Here is a 17,231-nt window from a genome sequence, read left to right as displayed (position 1 = left end):
TTTGAGCACACGAGGCTCAAAGGTGGGAGCTCAATACCGAATCATCACCGATTTAAGCTCGGTGTAATCCTCGATAAACGCACTGCCAAATTCTCGCCCAACCCCCGAAGACCGACTGCCCCCAAACGGCACCGCTGGGTCGAGCAAGGTGTGCATGTTCACCCACACGGTGCCGGCATGGATGGCCGGCACCATGCGCAGGGCTTTGCCGAGGTCGTTGGTCCACAGGCTGGCGCTGAGACCGTAAGGGCCGTTGTTCATCAGTGCGAGCAGTTCTTCTTCGCTGTCGTAGGGCAGGAAGGTGGCGATGGGGCCGAAGGTTTCTTCGTTGAGCAGGGTGTCGTTGATGCTGTTGGCAAGGATCACCGTGGGCTCGACGTAGCAGCCGGGGCGGTCGATGAGGGTACCGCCGTGGATGATCGTGTTGTTTTCGGCGCGGGCCTGGGTGAAGTAGCCGAGCAGTTTGAGTTGGTGCTGATGGTGGGTGACCGGGCCGAATTCGGTGTGTTCGTCCAGCGGCGAGCCGATGTTCAGGCGACTGAGGCGAAGTTTGAGTTTCTCCAGCACTGCGTCAATCTGTGAGCGGTGCACGAAGAAGCGTTCGGCCGCTGCGCAGATTTGCCCGGAGTGCAAAAAGCCCGCTTCGATAATGCCGTCCACCGCCTTGTCCACGTCCACGTCGCGCAGGAAACCCGCGGCGTTCTTGCCGCCCAGTTCCAGCGTTGCGCGGGTCAGGCCGGCGCCCATGGCGCTGCGGCCGACGGCGATGCCGGTGGGCACGGAACCGGTGAACGACACTTTGTGAGTGCCGGGGTGTTCCACCAGGCCTTTGCCGACATGGCCGCCACCGGTGAGCACGTTGAGCACGCCGGCCGGCAACCCGGCTTCGATGGCCAGCTCGGCAATGCGCAGGAGAGTCAGCGGGGTGAATTCGCTGGGCTTGATGATGATGCTGCAGCCAGTCACCAACGCCGAGGCGAGTTTCCAGATGGCGATCATGGTGGAAAAATTCCACGGCACGATGCCCACCACCACGCCCACCGGTTCGCGCAGAGTGAACGCGGTGTAGCGCTCGCCGTTGAACGAGGGCAGCGAAGGGGTAAGGGTCTGGCCGCTGAGCTTGGTCGCCCAGCCCGCGTAATACCGCAGGAAATGCGCGGCCTGGTCGACTTCGAAGGCGCGGGAAATCTGGATGATCTTGCCCGACTGGCAGGTCTCGATCTGCGCCAGTTCTTCGCGGTTGCGTTCCAGCAGGTCGGCGAGTTTGAGCAGCACATTGCCCCGCGTCGCCGGAGCGGCTTGCGACCAGCGCTGAAAGCCCCGGTTGGCAGAATCCACTGCCGCATCGATGTCCGCCAGGTCCGCATCGGCCACTTGGGCGATCACCTGCCCCGTCGCCGGGTTGGTCACGGCGAGGGTCTGGCTGGAATGGCTGCGCACGGTGACGCCATCGATAAACAGCCCATGGGGTCGACGCAGGAAAGCTTCGACTTGAGGCAGCAGCGGGATATCACTCATGGCAGGTTCCTGGCAGTTCTGAGAAAACCCGAGGGTAACCAACGGTGGGCAGGGTCGCTTGACTGTGCCTGCCGCACGCTATGTCTGTGCCTGCCACCCTATGAAAAGTACAATCTTGCCTGCGGAACGTGCATTTCCCATCCGCGTGTCCCATTTGATACTCGCCCTGCATCAGGCGCCGCTCCTCAAACCGGAGCGCCTGCCGGACTCCCAATAATAAGCAGGGCCCTCCATGAAAAAGCCAAACCCGCTGCTCGAAGACCTCAAGCCTCTCTTGCCGACCATCGCCGCGAATGCCACGCGGGCCGAACAGATGCGCCAGGTGCCGGATGAAAATATCGCCTTGCTCAGAAGCATCGGCCTGCACCGCGCGTTTCAACCCAAGGCGTTTGGTGGCCTGGAACTGTCGCTGCCCGAGTTCGCCGACTGCATTGCTTCTCTCGCCGGCAGTTGCGCCAGCACTGCCTGGGCCATGAGCTTGTTGTGCACCCACAGCCACCAACTGGCCCTGTTTTCGGCAGAACTGCAGCAGGAAATCTGGGGCGAAAACCCGGATGCCACCGCCAGCAGCAGCATCGCGCCGTTCGGGCGCGTGGTAGAGGGCGAGGGGGGTGTGTATTTCAGCGGCGAAATGGGCTGGAGCAGCGGCTGTGACCATGGTGAATGGGCGATTGTCGGCTGCCGTCGGCAGAACGCCGAAGGCACCCAGGATTATTGTTTTGCCGTGCTGCCTCGCAGCGACTACCAGATCCGTGATGACTGGTTCGCCGCCGGTATGAAAGGCAGTGGCACCAAGACCCTGATCATCGACAACGCCTGGGTGCCCGAGCACCGTATCCAGAAAGCCAAGGACATGATGGAAGGCAGGTCCGCAGGCTTTGGCCTTTACCCCGACAGCCAGATTTTCTACGCGCCGTACCGGCCGTATTTCGCCAGTGGTTTTTCCACCGTCAGCCTTGGCGTGGCCGAACGCATGTTGGAGGTGTTCCGCGAAAAAACCAAAACTCGCGTGCGCGCCTACACCGGTGCCGCCGTCGGTGCTGCAACACCGGCATTGATGCGTCTGGCCGAATCCACCCACCAGGTGGCCGCCGCCCGCGCGTTTCTGGAAAAAACCTGGCAGGACCACGCCGAACACAGCGCCGCGCACCGTTACCCGAGCCGCGAAACCCTGGCGTTCTGGCGCACCAACCAGGCTTACGCGACCAAAATGTGCATCGAGGCTGTGGACCGGTTGTTCGCCGCAGCTGGCGGTAATGCCTGGTTTGAACACAACGAAATGCAGCGCCTGTTCCGTGATTCCCATATGACAGGCGCCCATGCCTACACCGACTACGACGTCTGCGCTCAGATCCTCGGCCGTGAGCTGATGGGCCTGGAGCCGGACCCAAGCATGGTGTGACACGTTCTTCCTCAACAACAATCAGGGCGCCCGTTCGAGGACGCCTGGGAGTCTTGCATGTCTGACAGCAGCGTTTTCGACCCACGGGCGTTTCGCCGTGCCTTGGGTAACTTCGCCACCGGGGTGACCGTGGTCACCGCCGCCACCGCGTCCGGGCGCAAGGTGGGCGTGACCGCCAACAGTTTCAACTCGGTGTCCCTCGACCCGCCGCTGGTGCTGTGGAGCATCGACAAACGCTCCAACAGCCACGAAGTATTCGAGGAGGCCAGCCACTTTGCGGTGAACGTGCTGGCGGCAGACCAGGTGCACCTGTCCAACAACTTTGCGCGCCCGCGTGAGGACCGCTTTGCCCTGGTCGAATATGAACCGGGGGAGGGTGGCTCACCGGTGTTCGCCGATTGCTCGGCGCGGTTTCATTGTGAGAAATACCAGCAGCTGGACGGTGGTGATCATTGGATCATGATCGGCAAGGTGGTGGCCTTTGATGACTTCGGCCGGGCGCCACTGCTCTACCATCAAGGGGCGTATGCCGAGGTCCAGGCGCTGCGTCCGTGCGCGCCCGAGACGATTCAGAACGGCACGGCGACCACTAACTGACTGTAGACGTTAGTGCCGTTGCCACCGACCTGGTTGCCACCGGTCTCTGCATCCTTATTCGGTTTGTAGAGGCCGAGCAGCGGCGTGATGATCAGGTGCTCGTTCACCGCCCACTCGACGTACAGGTCCAGCTCGCGGCCATCCAGGTTCAGTTGGCCACGGGTGCTGACGGTGTTGTAGTCGAAAAACAGCGCACCGAGGGTGACGTTCTCCAGCGGCTTGACCTTGAACGCCACGTGTTGCACCGCTGTATTGGTGTTGTACGGGCCGGAGTAATTGCCCGTCACTTCACCCTGCACCCAGGTGCCGTAGCCACGGTTGAAGCCGGCGAACATCGCGTCCCAGTTTTTTGAATAGCGCGCGTAACGGTAGGTCAGGTCCGGTGACCAGGGAAGGTCGGCGAAGGTGTAGCCGGCTTCGGCGTAGCCGGCGTTTTCCTGGCTGTCACGGCGGTCCTGGCGAGCCAGTTCAAACGCGAAATGCGCGTTGTCGATCCCTGCGTTACCCGCACCGCGCAGGCTGTAGAGGTTCATGCCTTTGCGCTGGCGTTGTACGTCACTGGCGAAGCGTTCATCCACATCGACCCCGTGAAGATAGGTCAGCCCCAGGGTGCCCGGCGCGGCGCTGTATTCCAGGGTGCCGACGGCCATTTCGGTCATGGCCTGGGCGGGGTTGTCAGATTTGATCCACATCAGGCTGCCGTGCACGCCATCCTTGCCCCCCAGGCGGACCACGGCGGTCTTGTCGAAGGCATGGCGTGCGGCGATGTAATAGGCGCCGCCACGGTTGAATTCACCGTCTCCCACGCCCTTGCCCAGGTTGGGCCCGTCATCGTTGACGATAAAACCGTCGCCCAGCGTGATGACCTGCCGGCCAAACGACAGGTCCACGCCATCCTTGCCCAGCACCGGGAACAGGTCGCCGGAGCGCCAGCCGGCAAAGGCTTCGTCAAACTTGGTGGTGCGCTCCTTGCCCGTGGTGACCCCAGACGCATCACCATCGCCCCAAGTCCCGGAACTCACCAGGTTGGCCGTGCCGTACACACCGCCAAAGGTGCCCAGGATTTGCTCCACGCTCAGGCCGTACTTGATAAAGGCCTCGCGCCAGGTGGAACCACCGCTGCGTCCATCGTAGTTCTTCGGGCTGTTGAACATCCCGTACACGGAGAGGAAGTTGCCGGTGACCTTAGTGTCTGCGTCGGCATATAACTCGACTGCCTGGACCTGGCCCACCAGCAGGGCAACGCCCAGGCCGACCGCCTGGCGCAGGCGGCGATTTTTCAGTGTGTGCACCATTGTTATTGTCCCCAGCTTGGTTAAGAGTGAGGGCGCATTAGGGCGAGCACTGGGGGCCCAAGTCTTTTCTCTGCGTGCCAGGGAATTGACCGAGGCCGCCAAGCTTTACACGATGGCAGGGAGCAACAAAACCGGCGGCAGACAGGGGCAAGACGACTAACTCGAGTGGGGCGCAGAGTACTGACACATTAAAAAAACCGTCTTCGAGGACCCCACCATGTCGATCAACGACCGACTCACCGCGCACCTCAACCGTGGCACGGTAGGTTTCCCCACCGCGTTGGCCAGCACCATTGGCCTGATCATGGCCAGTCCGGTCATTCTCACCGCCACCATGGGCTTTGGCATCGGTGGCAGCGCGTTTGCCCTGGCGATGTTGATTGCTGTCGTGATGATGCTGGCCCAAGCGACCACTTTCGCCGAGGCCGCGTCGATCCTGCCTACCACTGGCTCGGTGTACGACTACATCAACTGCGGCATGGGGCGGTTTTTCGCGATTACCGGCACCCTATCGGCCTACCTGATCGTGCATGTATTTGCCGGAACCGCCGAAACTATCCTGGCCGGGGTCATGGCCCTGGTGAACTTCGAACACCTCAATACCCTGGCTGAATCCGCTGGCGGCTCGTGGCTGCTCGGCGTGGGTTTTGTAATCGTATTCGGTGTGCTGAATGCGTTTGGCGTCAGTGCGTTCGGCCGCGCGGAAATCATCCTCACCTTTGGCATGTGGACCACCCTGATGGTGTTTGGCGTGCTGGGCTTGATCGCCGCGCCCGCCGTGCAGTTGGACGGCTGGTTCGGTGAGTCGCTGGTGGGCACCGACCTGATCACCGTGTTGTCGTTGGTGGGCATGGCAATGTTCATGTTTGTCGGCTGCGAATTTGTCACGCCACTGGCGCCGGACCTGCGCCAATCGGCCAAGGTGATGCCGCGTGCAATGATGCTGGGGCTGCTGGGCGTGGCCACGTGCATGTTCATCTACGGTGCGGCGATGAAACGCCAGGTGGAAAACGTGCTGCTTGACGCCGCTTCGGGTGTGCACTTGCTGGACACGCCCATGGCCATCCCCAAGTTCGCCGAGCAGGTGATGGGGCATATCGGCCCGTTGTGGCTGGGCATTGGTTTTCTATTTGCAGGTGCGGCCACTATCAATACCTTGATGGCGGGCGTGCCGCGCATTCTGTACGGCATGGCCGTGGATGGCGCGCTGCCCAAGGTGTTTACCTACTTGCACCCGCGCTTCAAGACGCCGCTGCTGTGCATCCTGGTGGCGATGCTGATTCCGTGCCTGCACGCGCTGTACCTGGGCGGTAACACCGACAACATCATGCACCTGGTGCTGGCGGCAGTGTGTGCGTGGAGTTTCGCCTACCTGCTGGTGACGATCTCGGTGGTGAGCCTGCGTATTCGTCGGCCGGATTTGCCACGGGCCTACCGTTCGCCGTGGTTTCCGCTGCCGCAGATCGTCTCGAGCATCGGCATTCTGCTGGGCATGTGGTTTATCACGCCTCCGGGCATGAACCCGGCAGACATCTATGTGCCGTTTGGCGTGATGTTGGGCGGCACGGCTGCGTATGCGTTGTTCTGGACCCTGGTGGTGCAGAAGGTCAGCCCCTTCAAGCCGGCCTCCGTGGAGGAGGTGTTGGCAAAGGAATTCAGCAACTATCCGGAGCAGGCCGACCATGTCTACGGCGACTTTGCGGCAAAAACTGTTTGAGCTGTTTCGCGCTGATCGTGCCCCGGCGGGCTATCGACCGGGGGTGACCCTGGAGCGTTTGCGGCGCAACCTCGGGCTGGCGAAGCTGGAAGTGGAGGGCGTGGCGTTTGAGATTGTCGAGCGCACCGAGTCGCAGTTGTTGATGCACGTGGTGATGACCGAATTTGTGCTGCACGTACCTGCTCTCGCAGGAAGCACAGGTAGCTTCGAGGTGCACCATGGCGGCGCGATTCGCCGCCATGGCATTCGTGTGCGCCGCCGTTGCGGCAACCAGGCGTTGGGCCATGAATTGCACGCGCGCATCCTGGCAGACGACGCGCTATTCCAGGCGCTGATGCCGCTGGACTTCAAGCGCCTGCGCATCGAGCTGCAAGGCCAGCAATGGTGCGTGCGGCTAGAGCACATGGGCGGTAGCGAGGTGGTCAATCGCCTGCCGGCCTTTCGGCGTTACATTGCCCTGAGCCCTATGCAGCGCAGCCATTTGCTTGCGACGCTGGCGGGCTTGAAACGGGTGTTGTCAGACCTCTGATTGGCATCATTAGTGCTTCTGTAAAGGGCAAACAGGTTGTTGTTGCGTGCATATAGATAACATGTTAACTATTGCACCAGAACAACAAAAAGAAGCCATTGCGGAGACACCCCATGAGCATCCCACAGCATGCGCACGACGGGCTGGACACTTGGAACCGCGAGCTACGCGCCGCGTGCGGTCACTTCGATACGGAACTGGCGTTCAACCGCTCGCTGTTTATCGGCGAGATCAGAGACTTGCCGCGCGGCGTGGCCCTCCTGCGCACCAATGCCGGGCTGATCAAACGCCCGGCGCACCACGCCGACCACGATAACGACCAGGACTGTTTCCTGGTGAGCCAGCGCAGCGGTTACTCGCAAATCGTGCAGAACGGCCAGACGCTGCAACTGGCCCCCGGCGAAATGTTGTTGATGGACTCTGTGGGTTCCATCGAAATCACACCCTTCGGCCTGATCGAGCACGCCTCCTTGTCACTGTCGCGCCTGCAGGTGTGCAAGCACCTGGGCGGCGACGCACGGGCTTTCGGCAAGATATCCTCGACCAAAGCCTGCGGGCGTATGTTGCATGTGCTGATGGATCAGCTGTGCAAGGACGACACCGAAGACGGCGCGGGGGAAGTGGAGGCGCTGCAAACGGCCTTCGTTTCGTTGCTGGGTTCGGCCCTGGAACAGGGAGATGAGTGCCGCGAAGGCATGGCGTCGTTGCAGGGCAACAACCTGCGCAGCTATGTGCAGAAGATTATTGATGAATCGCTGAGTCAGCCTGGGCTTAGCCCGATCGGCCTGGCCAATCGGCTGAATATTTCAGTGCGGCACCTGTATCGCTTGTTCGAAGAGCAGGACGACAGCGTCTGCCGCTATATCCAGCGGGCGCGGCTCAAACGCAGTGCGGATGACTTGACCAACCCGTTCCTGCGCAGCGAGTCGATCACCTCGATTGCCTACAAATGGGGCTTTACCGATTCGGCGCATTTCAGCCGTTCGTTCAAGAAGCAATTCGAGGTGTCGCCCAAGGATTTCCGCTCCAGCCGGATGCAGGCGGTCGGTGCGTAGCCACATTTGAATCGATTTTCAGACTTCTGGCAGGGTGGACCCACCGTCCACCACCAGGGTCTGCCCGGTGATGTAGCTGGCCAGGTCAGATGCCAGGAACAACATGGCTCCGGCGATATCCACCGCCGCGCCCAAACGACCCAGGGGCACACGGCTGGCGATCGTGTCATTCAGCGCGGCGTCACCCAGGTTGCCCATCGCCGGGGTTGCGATCATGCCCGGCTCCACACCATTCACCCGCACATTCAACGCTGCCAGTTCCAAAGCCGCATTGCGGATAAAGCCATTGACCCCGGCCTTGGACGCTGCGTAATGGCTGAGCCCCGGATAACCGACCCGGTTGCCGGTCACCGAAGACGTCACCAGCACGCAACCCCGACCCTGTTCGCGAAACGTCGGCAATGCAGCCTGGGTCAGCCAGAACAACGCCGACAGGTTGACCGCCAACGTGCGCTGCAGGATCTGCGGGGTGATGTCTTCAAACGCCGTCAGCGGAAAATACCCGGCGTTGTGCACCAGGATATCCAGTTGTGGCAGCCCTTGAACGCAGTCAAAAATAGCCTGTGCCTCTGCCAGATCGACACCCACGGCTTCAACCCAATACCCCTGCGCCGATAGCGCTGCGGCCACGTCCTGGGCCTGCGCCAGCAGACGGTCGGCGATCACCACCCGTGCGCCACGCAGGGCAAACGCCTCGACGATGCCCCGGCCAATGCCCTGGGCGCCGCCGGTAACAAGCACCACTCGCCCGCTGAAATCCAGATCATTCGGCATACGTGGGCTCCAGGCGCGTGAAAGCCAATGTTGGCACATCGACGATGCTTGAACCGCCGTCCGCCACCAGCGTTGCTCCGGTAATGATCGATGCCTCACTGGAGGCCAGGAATCGACAGACCTTGGCGATCTCTTCGGCACGCGCGGCACGGCGCAGCGGCACATCGGCACAGACCCGCGCATAGGCCTGCTGCAACGTGTCGCCATAAGCGTCCATCAGCGGCTGCATCTCCGCATCGGCCATGGGTGTGTGCACCCAGCCCGGGCAGACCGTGTTTACCCGCACGCCGCGCGGCCCGAAATCCCGCGCGAGCGAGCGATTAAGCCCGAGCAACGCATGCTTGGCCGTGGTGTAGCTGCATACCTCAGGGCCCGCCGCGAGGGAGGCGATGGAGCCGATCAACACGATATTCCCGGCGCTTTCCTGCAAAAGCGGCAGGCAAGCACGGGCACTGTAGAACGCGCTGTCCAGATTGCTGCGCAGCGCGCCTTCCCACGTGGCCGGGCTGGTCTGGGTTGCGCTGCCCAGGCCATGGCCGCCGGCACAGGCCAGCAGCACATCGAGGCGCCCGTAATGCTCGTGGATCTGGCGGATAAACCCGTCCCACGTAGTCGGACAGGCGGCGTCACCCACCAAAATCAGCCCGCCGGTGTCCCGCGCCACCTGCTCCAGTGGCTCACGCCGCCGGCCGATCAGCACCAGACGCGCGCCTTCCTGCGCATACAGCCGAGCACACGCGGCACCGATGCCCGTGCCGGCCCCGGTGATCACCACCGTGCGCGGCTCAGTCACGGGGGTATTCCGTGCGGTTGAGTACCTGGCAGTACGAGCTGATCGGGAAGTTTGACAGCGCGTCAAAGGACGCCCCCGCATAACCGAAGATCTTGCCGTCACTGCGGTGTTGTTGCAGGTCGATCAGCACCAAACCGAGCGTGGGCACGATCTTCTCCTGCCACACGAACAGGTACAGCTGCTCGGCGATTTTGTAGTAATGGCAGCGGTCGGTGTCGCACAAGCCTTGCTCCACACCCTTCAAGCATTGCCAGGCGTAGAAGCGTTCGTTGAGATAGATGTGTTCGTAGACTTCGCTGGGGCTGTAACGGTATAGGTTGCGCAGGCCGATCAGTTCATCGGTCGGTGCATGCAGGCAATGGCCGTCCTGCCATGGGCGGTCGAGGCTGCCATGCAGGAAGTCGACTTCTACCGAGGTCAGCGGTTTACCGGCGAGGGCGCGGTGGTAGAGGCCTTCGTGGGTCTCAGCCTGATCCGGCAGACGGCCGATCACGGCGGTGAATGAGGCGTGCGCGGTGTCCAGCACCAGGCTGATCGACCAGCTGTGCCCGGCCTCATGCTTGACGAAGTCGACCAGGTACAGGCCTGGGCGAATCGAGGTGGCACGGTACGCCGCGCTGCCGCTGGAGTGGCCATCCGCGGCGTGCCAGGCCAGGCGGTCCTGCTCGAAACGATGCTCGATCTGCCAGCCATTGGCGAAGTGCAGGGTGAAGGCCTGGCCTGCCAGCTCGGCGAGGTTGGGCAGGATGAACGCTTCTGGGGCAAAACCGTCGGCGAGGGCGCCCACGGTGATCCAATCGGACGAACTCGTCATGGCAATGCCTCCTTACACGACGGCGAAGTAGTGTTTGACGAAGCTTTCGCTGACCACTTCCCACAGCACCGGCGTGCCTTTGGTCACGAACCAGCTGTCACCGGCCTTGTAGCGCGTGGTTTTGCCTGTGGATTCGTCGGTCAGCAGCACTTCACCGGTGACCACGGTGGCCTGTTCGGCGAACGGGTAGACCATGCGGAATTTGCCTTGGGTGGTGCCGAAGTAGGCGCTGCTGACGGCATCGGTGGGTGCGCCAAAGGTCATCTTGCCGAAAGCGCGGACTTCACCTTCGAGAATCTCGGAACCGAGGTCGGCCACGGTGCCCCAGGCGTCGAGTTCCGACAGCTGGGTATTGTGCTTGAGGGTGGTAAGGGTCATGGCAGTTGCTCCTGGTGAGAAAAAATGGGGTTAACGGCGCCCGTTCCAGTAACCGGATAGTTGGTGCCAGGATTTACCCGCCGTCAGCAGCAAGGGGCGGATCGCGTCCTTGCCGATGATGGACGGGCGATGAATAGAGCTGATCAGGTCATAGCGCGCCGAGCCTTCGCTCATGCCCTCGGCCAAAACCTTGCAGATGATGTGGCTGGGGGTCACGCCGAAGCCCGAATAACCCTGCACGAAAAATGCATTGCTGCGCCCCGGCAGGGTGCCGATCTGCGGGAACAGGTTGGGGCTGCACGCCATGGGGCCGCCCCAGGCCAGGTCGATTTTCACGTCCTTGAGGTAGGGGAAGATCTTCAGCATGAGGTGGCGGTTCCAGGCTTTCAGGTCGCCGGGAATATGCTCCACCAGCGGCGTAGCAGCGCCGAACAACAGGCGGTTCTCGTTGGTGACGCGGTAGTAATCGATCACTGGGCGAATATCGCTGTAGGCGCCGCGAATCGGGCTGATGCGCTGGATAAGCTCCTCGGACAACGGCTCGGTCATCATCTGGAACGCGTAGGTGTTGATGGTTGAGCGGTGCAGCTCCGGCTCCAGCTTGTTTAGGAAGCTGTCGCAGGCCCACAGCAACTTGCTGGCGCGTACCGAGCCACGGCCGGTGCGCACGGTGATGCGCTCGCCGTAGCTGACTTCCAGCGCCGGGCTGTTCTCGAAAATCCGCACGCCATGGCTGGCCAACGCAGTGGCTTCGCCCAATAGCAGGTTCAGCGAGTGCACATGCCCGCCGCCCATGTGCAGGAGGGCGCTGCTATAGGCTTTGGAGCCGATGATTTGCTGCACGTCGGAGCCGCCAAGAAAGCGGATCTCGTGCTGGCTGTTGACCGACTTGAAGTCCTTTTCCCAGGCGCGCAGGGTTTTCTCTTGGCGCGCATTGAAGCCCATATAGCCGTAGCCGTGGCAGAAGTCCGCGTCGATGTTGTACTTGGCGATGCGGTTCTTGATGATGTCGGCGCCCAGGTCGCTGATCTCGAACACCTGGCGCAGGCCGTCTTCGCCGACGTCTTTCTTGATTTTCTCAAGGTCATGGCCGATGCCCGCCATGATCTGGCCGCCGTTGCGGCCTGTGCCGCCAAAGCCCAGGTAGCGTGCTTCGAGCACGACGATATTGGTGATGCCCGTTTCCGCCAGTTCCAGGGCCGTGTTGATGCCGGAGAAACCGCCGCCGATCACCACGACGTCGGCGTCGATGTCCTGCTCCAGGGTGGGGAAGCTGAGGTTGTATTTCTTGGTGGCGGTGTAATACGTGGGGGTTTCGATGTTGATCATGGCGCAGCCTGAAAAGGTGAAGGAAGGCTCTAAAGCGGATGCCTCCATTAGGGGCCCTGACGGGATGGAAGTCTTGATCCTGCGTGCCCAGGCTTTTGATTCAGCGCGCCATGGGCGGTGCGATCAACAAGTTATAGCGCGCTCGCTGGCAGGGAATGCTAGAGTTTCGTTAAATTATTAACTAAATACGTCGTGACCCTGATTCCTATGCTCAAACCTCGCCAGTCCCTGACCTTGACCCTGCTGCAAGCCCGCGAAGCCGCGATGAGTTTCTTCCGCCCGTCCTTGAACGAACACGGCCTGACCGAGCAGCAATGGCGGATCATCCGCATCCTCGAGCAGCACGGTGAACTGGAGATTTACCAACTGGCGGAACTGGCGTGCATCCTCAAGCCGAGCATGACTGGCGTGCTGGTGCGCATGGAAACCGCCGGCATGGTGCATCGGCGCAAGGCCGAGCAGGACCAGCGCCGGGTGTTGGTGACGTTGGCCGATAAGGGCAAGGCGAGTTTCGAGTCGATGAGCCATTGCATGGAGGCCAACTACCAGCGGTTGCAGGAACAGTTGGGAGAAGAGAAGTTGCAGACGTTGCTGGGCCTGTTGGATGACCTGAAGAACATCAACCTCAAGCGCTGAATCAATGCATGGCCCACTACAGGCCAAAGGTGGGAGCTGGCAAGCCAGCTCCCACAGGAGATCTCAGTAGACTCCTCCTCCTGGGGTGGCCTCGGGAATGCCTTTGAATTTCCCCGCCAGCGCCTGCAACCCACGCATCAACACCGTGGTATCCACTCCCACTGCCACAAACGTCGCACCCAGCTCGATATAACGGCGCGCCAGGCTTTCATCAGCACTGAGAATCCCCGCCGCCTTGCCCGACTGCACGATGCGCGCGATTGCCTGTTCAATCGCCACCTGCACCTCCGGATGCCCAGGATTGCCCCGATGCCCCATCGACGCACTCAAATCCGCCGGGCCGATGAACACGCCGTCCACCCCCTCAATGGCGGCAATCTCATCCAGATTCGCCAGGCCTTCACGGTTTTCAATCTGCACCAGCAGGCACATCTGTGCATCCGCCTGATCGAGGTAACCGGGAATGCTGTTCCAGCGCGAAGCCCGGGCCAGGGCGCTGCCCACACCGCGAATACCCTGTGGCGGATAACGCATGGCGCGTACCAGTTCGCGGGCCTGGGCGGCGCTTTCCACCATGGGCACCAGCAGTGTCTGGGCGCCGATATCCAACAGCTGCTTGATGAGCGCGCTGTCACCAATCACCGGACGAATCAACGCCTGGCTAGGGTAGGGCGCTACCGCCTGCAACTGGCCGAGCATGCCGTGCAGGTGATTGGGCGCGTGTTCGCCGTCGATCAGCAGCCAGTCGAAACCGGCGTTGGCGGCCAATTCCGCACTGTAAGCGTTGGCGAGGCCGAGCCACAGGCCGATCTGTACCTCGCCCTTGTGCAGGCGTTGTTTGAAGTGGTTGACGGGCATGTCCATGACGATCCTCCAGGGTTCAGACGAAGCGGCAGGCAATCGAGCCGAGCATGTCGTAGTCGACATGAAAGGTGTCGCCAGGCCTGGCCGCGACCGGCCGGGTGAAAGAGCCGCCAAGAATGATTTGCCCCGGCAACAGCGTCACGTCATAGGCTGCCAGCTTGTTTGCCAGCCAGGCGACGCCTTTTGCCGGGTGATTCAGCACCGCCGCCGATACACCAGATTCTTCGATTACGCCATTGCGGTACAGCACAGCGGGTACTTTGCGCAGGTCGATCTCGGTAGGCCGCACGGCGCGGCCGCCCAGCACCACACCGGCATTGGCGGCGTTGTCGGAGATGGTGTCGAAGACTTTGCGGGTAGCGTTGGTCTGCGGGTCGACCTGCTGGATGCGCGCGTCAATGATTTCCAGCGCCGGGATCACCCATTCGGTCGCGTCGAGCACATCGAACACCGTGCAGTTCGGGCCCTTGAGCGGTTTGCCGAGGATAAACGCGAGTTCCACCTCCACCCGCGGCACGATGAAGCGTTCGAAGGGAATGTCGCTGCCTTCGTCGAAAAACATGTCATCGAGCAGAGCCCCGTAGTCGGGCTCGGTGATGTTCGACGACACTTGCATGGCCCGCGACGTGAGGCCGATCTTGTGGCCCTTCAACGTACGCCCGTCCTTGATCTTCTGCGCCACCCAGGCGCGCTGGATGGCGTAGGCGTCGTCAATCGTGATGCCCGGATAGTCGAGGGAAAACTGGCGGACCTGTTCGCGGCTGCGTTCGGCGCGGTCCAGGTTGGCAGCGGCCTGGAGGATTTGCTGGGAGTCGAGCATGGCAAGCGTCCTTAGTGTGGGTTAACGATGGCAGCGTGGGTGCGCAGCACCAGCAGGCCGCCGAGGGCGATAAACAGGGCGAGTACGTAAAGGGCCAGGCTGGCGCTATGGGTGGCGTCGCGCATCCAGCCGATCAGATACGGCGCGAGGAACGCGGCGATGCTGCCGAACGAGCTGATCATGGCGATGCCGGCCGCTTGGGTCGTGTTGGACAGAAACGCCGGCGGCAGTTGCCAGAACATCGGCAACGCTGCACTGGCGCCCATGCCGGCGACCACCAGCCCGCCCATCACCAGCAATGGATTTCCCGGCGCCAGGCCGGCCACGGCGATGCCGACGGCGGCCATCAGCAGCGGCACACACAGGTGCCAGCGGCGTTCGCGATGGCGGTCGGATGAACGCCCGCAGCCGATCATGAAGAAACACCCGGCCAGGTACGGCACGGCGCTGAGCAGGCCGACCTGGCTGTCGCGGCCAATGCCGGCGCCGTGGATCAGGGTGGGCATCCAGAACGCCAGCGTGTTGACCGCCAGCATCACGGCGAAATACACCGCCACCAGCAACCACACCTGCGGGTCGCGCAGGATGCCGCCGAACGAGGTGATGGTCTTGCGCTGTTCTTCGCTGCGCAGTTGGGCGTACAGTTGTTGTTTCTGCTCAGGCGTAAGCCAGCGCGCCGAGTCAAAGCTATCCGGCAGCCACTTGAGCACCACCAGCCCCAGCAACACCACGGGCAGGCCTTCGATCAAGAACATCCACTGCCAGCCGCGCATGCCGCCCACATTATGGAAATGTTCGAGGATCGCCCCGGACAAGGGCCCGCCCAACACACCGGCCATCGGTACCGCAATCGCAAACAACGCCGTGACCTGGGCCCTGCGCCGCGCAGGGTACCAACGGTTGAGAAACACCAGGATCCCGGGGAAAAAACCGGCCTCGGCGACCCCCAGCAAAAAGCGCAGTACATAGAAACCACGCGCGCTCTCCACCCACAGCATGCCGGTGGACAACACGCCCCACACCACCATCAGGCTGGCGATCCAACGCCTGGGGCCGACGCGGTCGAGTGCGATATTGCTCGGCACGCCAAACAGCGCGTAGGCGATAAAGAACAGTCCGGCGCCGAAACCGTAGACCGTGTCGCTGAAATGCAGGTCGCTGCTCATCTGCATCTTGGCGAAGCCGATGTTGATGCGGTCCAGATGGGCGAACAGGTAACACACCAGCAACAGCGGCATCAGGCGCCACGTCACCAAACGATGGGTGCGGTCGTGCTCGGCCAGCGCGCGGCTGGCAGTGGATTGGGCTGTGCTCATGATGTTGTACTTTTTGTCTGAGTGGCCGTGAGGGGAGCGGCGGGATTCAGCCCGCCGGGTTGTTCAGGAACGCATGCACATTGTTCAGCTTGTAGTTGAGCTGCGGATGTAACTCGACCATCTCGAATGACAGTGCCAGCAAGCGTTGCGCCTGCAACGGGGCGAAGTGTTCGGTGATCAGCGCAAACAACGCCTCGGCCACCGCCTGGCGCGTGGCCAGGTCGCGGCCATGGCCGACCTTGAGGGTCATGTGCACAAAGGCGTAGTCGTGCTTGCCATCGGCCATGCGCCAGGTGTCCAGGCGCACGCCGCGGCTGCGAATACCGCCCAAGGGAAACACGTCACTGTCTCCCAACACGCGGTGAACCTTTTCAAACAGGCCAGGCAGGTCGGCCTGCTGTTCAATGTTGTCGGTGTACTCGGCGATAAAATGCGGCATGGGTTTCTCCCAGTTCTATAGCGGGAAAATCGCGTTGATCTGGCCGGTGCCCGAACTGCCGAACGGCGGCGTAATGATCTCCGCCGGCTGGGCATATTCCGGCCCGCCGAGCAGGCCCAGGAGCATGGCGGTGTCGTGCATCTTGCCTTCGCCAAAGCAGTGTTCGGCGTAGTCCGGCAGCATCGCGCAGAACTCTTTGAAACGGCCTTGCTTCCACATTTCCACCACGTGCAGGTCCATCTGTTTGTCGAACTCGCGGGTCCAGTTGTGGATATTCGCCTCGGCCTCGCGGTCGTCCGAAAACCGGTGGGACAGCGAGCCGGACGCCAGCACCAGCACCTTGCGATCGCTCTTCTCGATCGCCCGGCGTACGGCGGCACCGAAGGCAAAGCTGTCTTCCAGGCGGTGCCAGGCGCACCACGCGGCGATCGAAATGACCTTGAATTTCTCATCCTCCGGCACGCCCATGTGCATGTAGCGCATGGGCACCAGCGTGCCGTATTCCAGCTCCAGGCTCGGGATGTTATGGGCCATGCTGCGCACGCCGGCCAGGTTGGCCTCGGCGGCGATCAGCTCGCCCAGTTCCGGGCAACCGGGGTAGGCGTAGTCCATGTTCTTGATGAAATGCGGCAGCTCGTTGCTGGTGTAGGTGCCCTGGAATTGCTCGCCGCAATTGATGTGATAACCGCTGTTGACCAGCCAGTGCACGTCAAACACCACCGCCGTGTCGGCGCCCAGCTCGCGGGCGCGGCGGCCGATTTCCTTGTGCCCGGCAATCGCCGCGTCGCGACAGCCGTGATGCTTGCCGGGCAGTTCCGACAGGTACATCGACGGTACGTGGCAGATCTTCGCCGCCAGGACCACTTCGCCCATGATGATTCTCCTGAATAATTATTCTTGTAATGACAATGAGATCCCTGTGGGAGCTGGCTCGCCTGCGATGGCATCGACGCGT

The 17,231-nt window shown here is 61.9% G+C and carries 17 protein-coding genes and 1 pseudogene; 6 read left to right on the top strand and 12 right to left on the bottom strand.

All coding sequences use genetic code 11. The features are described from left to right. Positions 1-30 precede the first annotated feature (30 nt). Positions 31-1,518: an aldehyde dehydrogenase family protein gene (locus HU722_RS18850; protein WP_065875947.1), complete on the bottom strand. Its 1,488-nt coding sequence runs from the start codon at positions 1,516-1,518 to the stop codon at positions 31-33. Between the two features lie 232 nt (positions 1,519-1,750). On the opposite strand from HU722_RS18850, the gene HU722_RS18845 reads away from it, so the two are divergent. Together HU722_RS18845 and HU722_RS18840 are read left to right on the top strand one after the other, a co-directional pair. Continuing rightward, positions 1,751-2,920, top strand: a complete 1,170-nt coding sequence (locus HU722_RS18845; RefSeq protein WP_065875948.1) for a p-hydroxyphenylacetate 3-hydroxylase oxygenase component — start codon at positions 1,751-1,753, stop codon at positions 2,918-2,920. A gap of 57 nt (positions 2,921-2,977) precedes the next feature. Further along, positions 2,978-3,457: pseudogene (locus HU722_RS18840) on the top strand (flavin reductase family protein); the annotation flags it as partial. 32 nt (positions 3,458-3,489) lie between these two features. On the opposite strand, the gene HU722_RS18835 reads toward HU722_RS18840, so the two are convergent. Then, the gene (locus HU722_RS18835; protein WP_065890698.1) at positions 3,490-4,812 is read right to left on the bottom strand and encodes an alginate export family protein; all 1,323 of its coding nucleotides are present in this window, start codon (positions 4,810-4,812) and stop codon (positions 3,490-3,492) included. Positions 4,813-5,029: 217 nt separating this feature from the next. On the opposite strand from HU722_RS18835, the gene HU722_RS18830 reads away from it, so the two are divergent. From HU722_RS18830 to feaR, 3 genes are all read left to right on the top strand, one after another. Then, entirely contained in the window at positions 5,030-6,529 is a 1,500-nt protein-coding gene (locus HU722_RS18830; RefSeq protein ID WP_065875951.1) for an APC family permease, read from the top strand. Next, a complete protein-coding gene (locus HU722_RS18825) occupies positions 6,495-7,058 on the top strand; it encodes a DUF3156 family protein (RefSeq protein ID WP_065875952.1) in 564 nt (187 codons plus the stop codon). Before HU722_RS18830 ends, HU722_RS18825 begins: the two co-directional genes overlap by 35 nt. Positions 7,059-7,171: 113 nt before the next feature. Next, positions 7,172-8,113 carry a transcriptional regulator FeaR gene (feaR, locus tag HU722_RS18820; protein ID WP_065875953.1) on the top strand — a complete coding sequence of 314 codons (942 nt, stop codon included), beginning with the start codon at positions 7,172-7,174 and terminating at the stop codon, positions 8,111-8,113. An 18-nt stretch (positions 8,114-8,131) separates the two neighbouring features. On the opposite strand, the gene HU722_RS18815 is transcribed toward feaR, so the two are convergent. Genes HU722_RS18815 through HU722_RS18795 form a run of 5 tightly spaced genes read right to left on the bottom strand, consistent with a single transcriptional unit; the run spans position 8,132 to position 12,201 of the window. Beyond that, positions 8,132-8,887 (bottom strand): SDR family oxidoreductase, encoded by a 756-nt coding sequence (locus tag HU722_RS18815; protein ID WP_065890699.1) that lies wholly within the window; start codon positions 8,885-8,887, stop codon positions 8,132-8,134. Then, positions 8,877-9,680 (bottom strand): SDR family NAD(P)-dependent oxidoreductase, encoded by an 804-nt coding sequence (locus HU722_RS18810; protein WP_065875955.1) that lies wholly within the window; start codon positions 9,678-9,680, stop codon positions 8,877-8,879. Before HU722_RS18810 ends, HU722_RS18815 begins: the two co-directional genes overlap by 11 nt. Further along, complete coding sequence (locus HU722_RS18805; protein ID WP_065880937.1) at positions 9,673-10,494, bottom strand: molybdenum cofactor biosynthesis F family protein; 822 nt, start codon at positions 10,492-10,494, stop codon at positions 9,673-9,675. Before HU722_RS18805 ends, HU722_RS18810 begins: the two co-directional genes overlap by 8 nt. A 12-nt stretch (positions 10,495-10,506) precedes the next feature. Beyond that, positions 10,507-10,872 carry a cupin domain-containing protein gene (locus HU722_RS18800; protein ID WP_065875957.1) on the bottom strand — a complete coding sequence of 122 codons (366 nt, stop codon included), beginning with the start codon at positions 10,870-10,872 and terminating at the stop codon, positions 10,507-10,509. Positions 10,873-10,902: 30 nt separating this feature from the next. Continuing rightward, on the bottom strand, positions 10,903-12,201 hold the full coding sequence (locus HU722_RS18795) for an NAD(P)/FAD-dependent oxidoreductase (RefSeq protein ID WP_065880938.1): 1,299 nt from the start codon (positions 12,199-12,201) through the stop codon (positions 10,903-10,905). Between the two features lie 207 nt (positions 12,202-12,408). Between HU722_RS18795 and hpaR the strand changes: the two genes are divergently transcribed. Continuing rightward, positions 12,409-12,837: a homoprotocatechuate degradation operon regulator HpaR gene (gene hpaR, locus HU722_RS18790; RefSeq protein ID WP_065875959.1), complete on the top strand. Its 429-nt coding sequence runs from the start codon at positions 12,409-12,411 to the stop codon at positions 12,835-12,837. Between the two features lie 63 nt (positions 12,838-12,900). On the opposite strand, the gene hpaI is transcribed toward hpaR, so the two are convergent. The 5 genes from hpaI to hpaD are packed head-to-tail and all read right to left on the bottom strand — an operon-like array spanning position 12,901 to position 17,149. Further along, positions 12,901-13,701 (bottom strand): 4-hydroxy-2-oxoheptanedioate aldolase, encoded by an 801-nt coding sequence (gene hpaI / locus HU722_RS18785; RefSeq protein ID WP_065875960.1) that lies wholly within the window; start codon positions 13,699-13,701, stop codon positions 12,901-12,903. 16 nt (positions 13,702-13,717) lie between these two features. Beyond that, the gene (gene hpaH / locus HU722_RS18780) at positions 13,718-14,521 is read right to left on the bottom strand and encodes a 2-oxo-hept-4-ene-1,7-dioate hydratase (protein WP_049712532.1); all 804 of its coding nucleotides are present in this window, start codon (positions 14,519-14,521) and stop codon (positions 13,718-13,720) included. 11 nt (positions 14,522-14,532) lie between these two features. Continuing rightward, positions 14,533-15,837: an MFS transporter gene (locus HU722_RS18775; protein ID WP_065890700.1), complete on the bottom strand. Its 1,305-nt coding sequence runs from the start codon at positions 15,835-15,837 to the stop codon at positions 14,533-14,535. A gap of 46 nt (positions 15,838-15,883) precedes the next feature. Beyond that, the gene (locus HU722_RS18770; RefSeq protein ID WP_065875962.1) at positions 15,884-16,276 is read right to left on the bottom strand and encodes a tautomerase family protein; all 393 of its coding nucleotides are present in this window, start codon (positions 16,274-16,276) and stop codon (positions 15,884-15,886) included. Between the two features lie 15 nt (positions 16,277-16,291). Next, complete coding sequence (gene hpaD / locus HU722_RS18765) at positions 16,292-17,149, bottom strand: 3,4-dihydroxyphenylacetate 2,3-dioxygenase (protein WP_065880940.1); 858 nt, start codon at positions 17,147-17,149, stop codon at positions 16,292-16,294. Between the last annotated feature and the right edge of the window lie 82 nt (positions 17,150-17,231).

Origin of the sequence: Pseudomonas tritici (assembly GCF_014268275.3) — a bacterium.
In the GTDB taxonomy this organism is placed as follows: domain Bacteria; phylum Pseudomonadota; class Gammaproteobacteria; order Pseudomonadales; family Pseudomonadaceae; genus Aquipseudomonas; species Aquipseudomonas tritici.
Note: the sequence above shows the minus strand (reverse complement) of the source record. Positions and strands in the feature narration are given on the sequence as shown.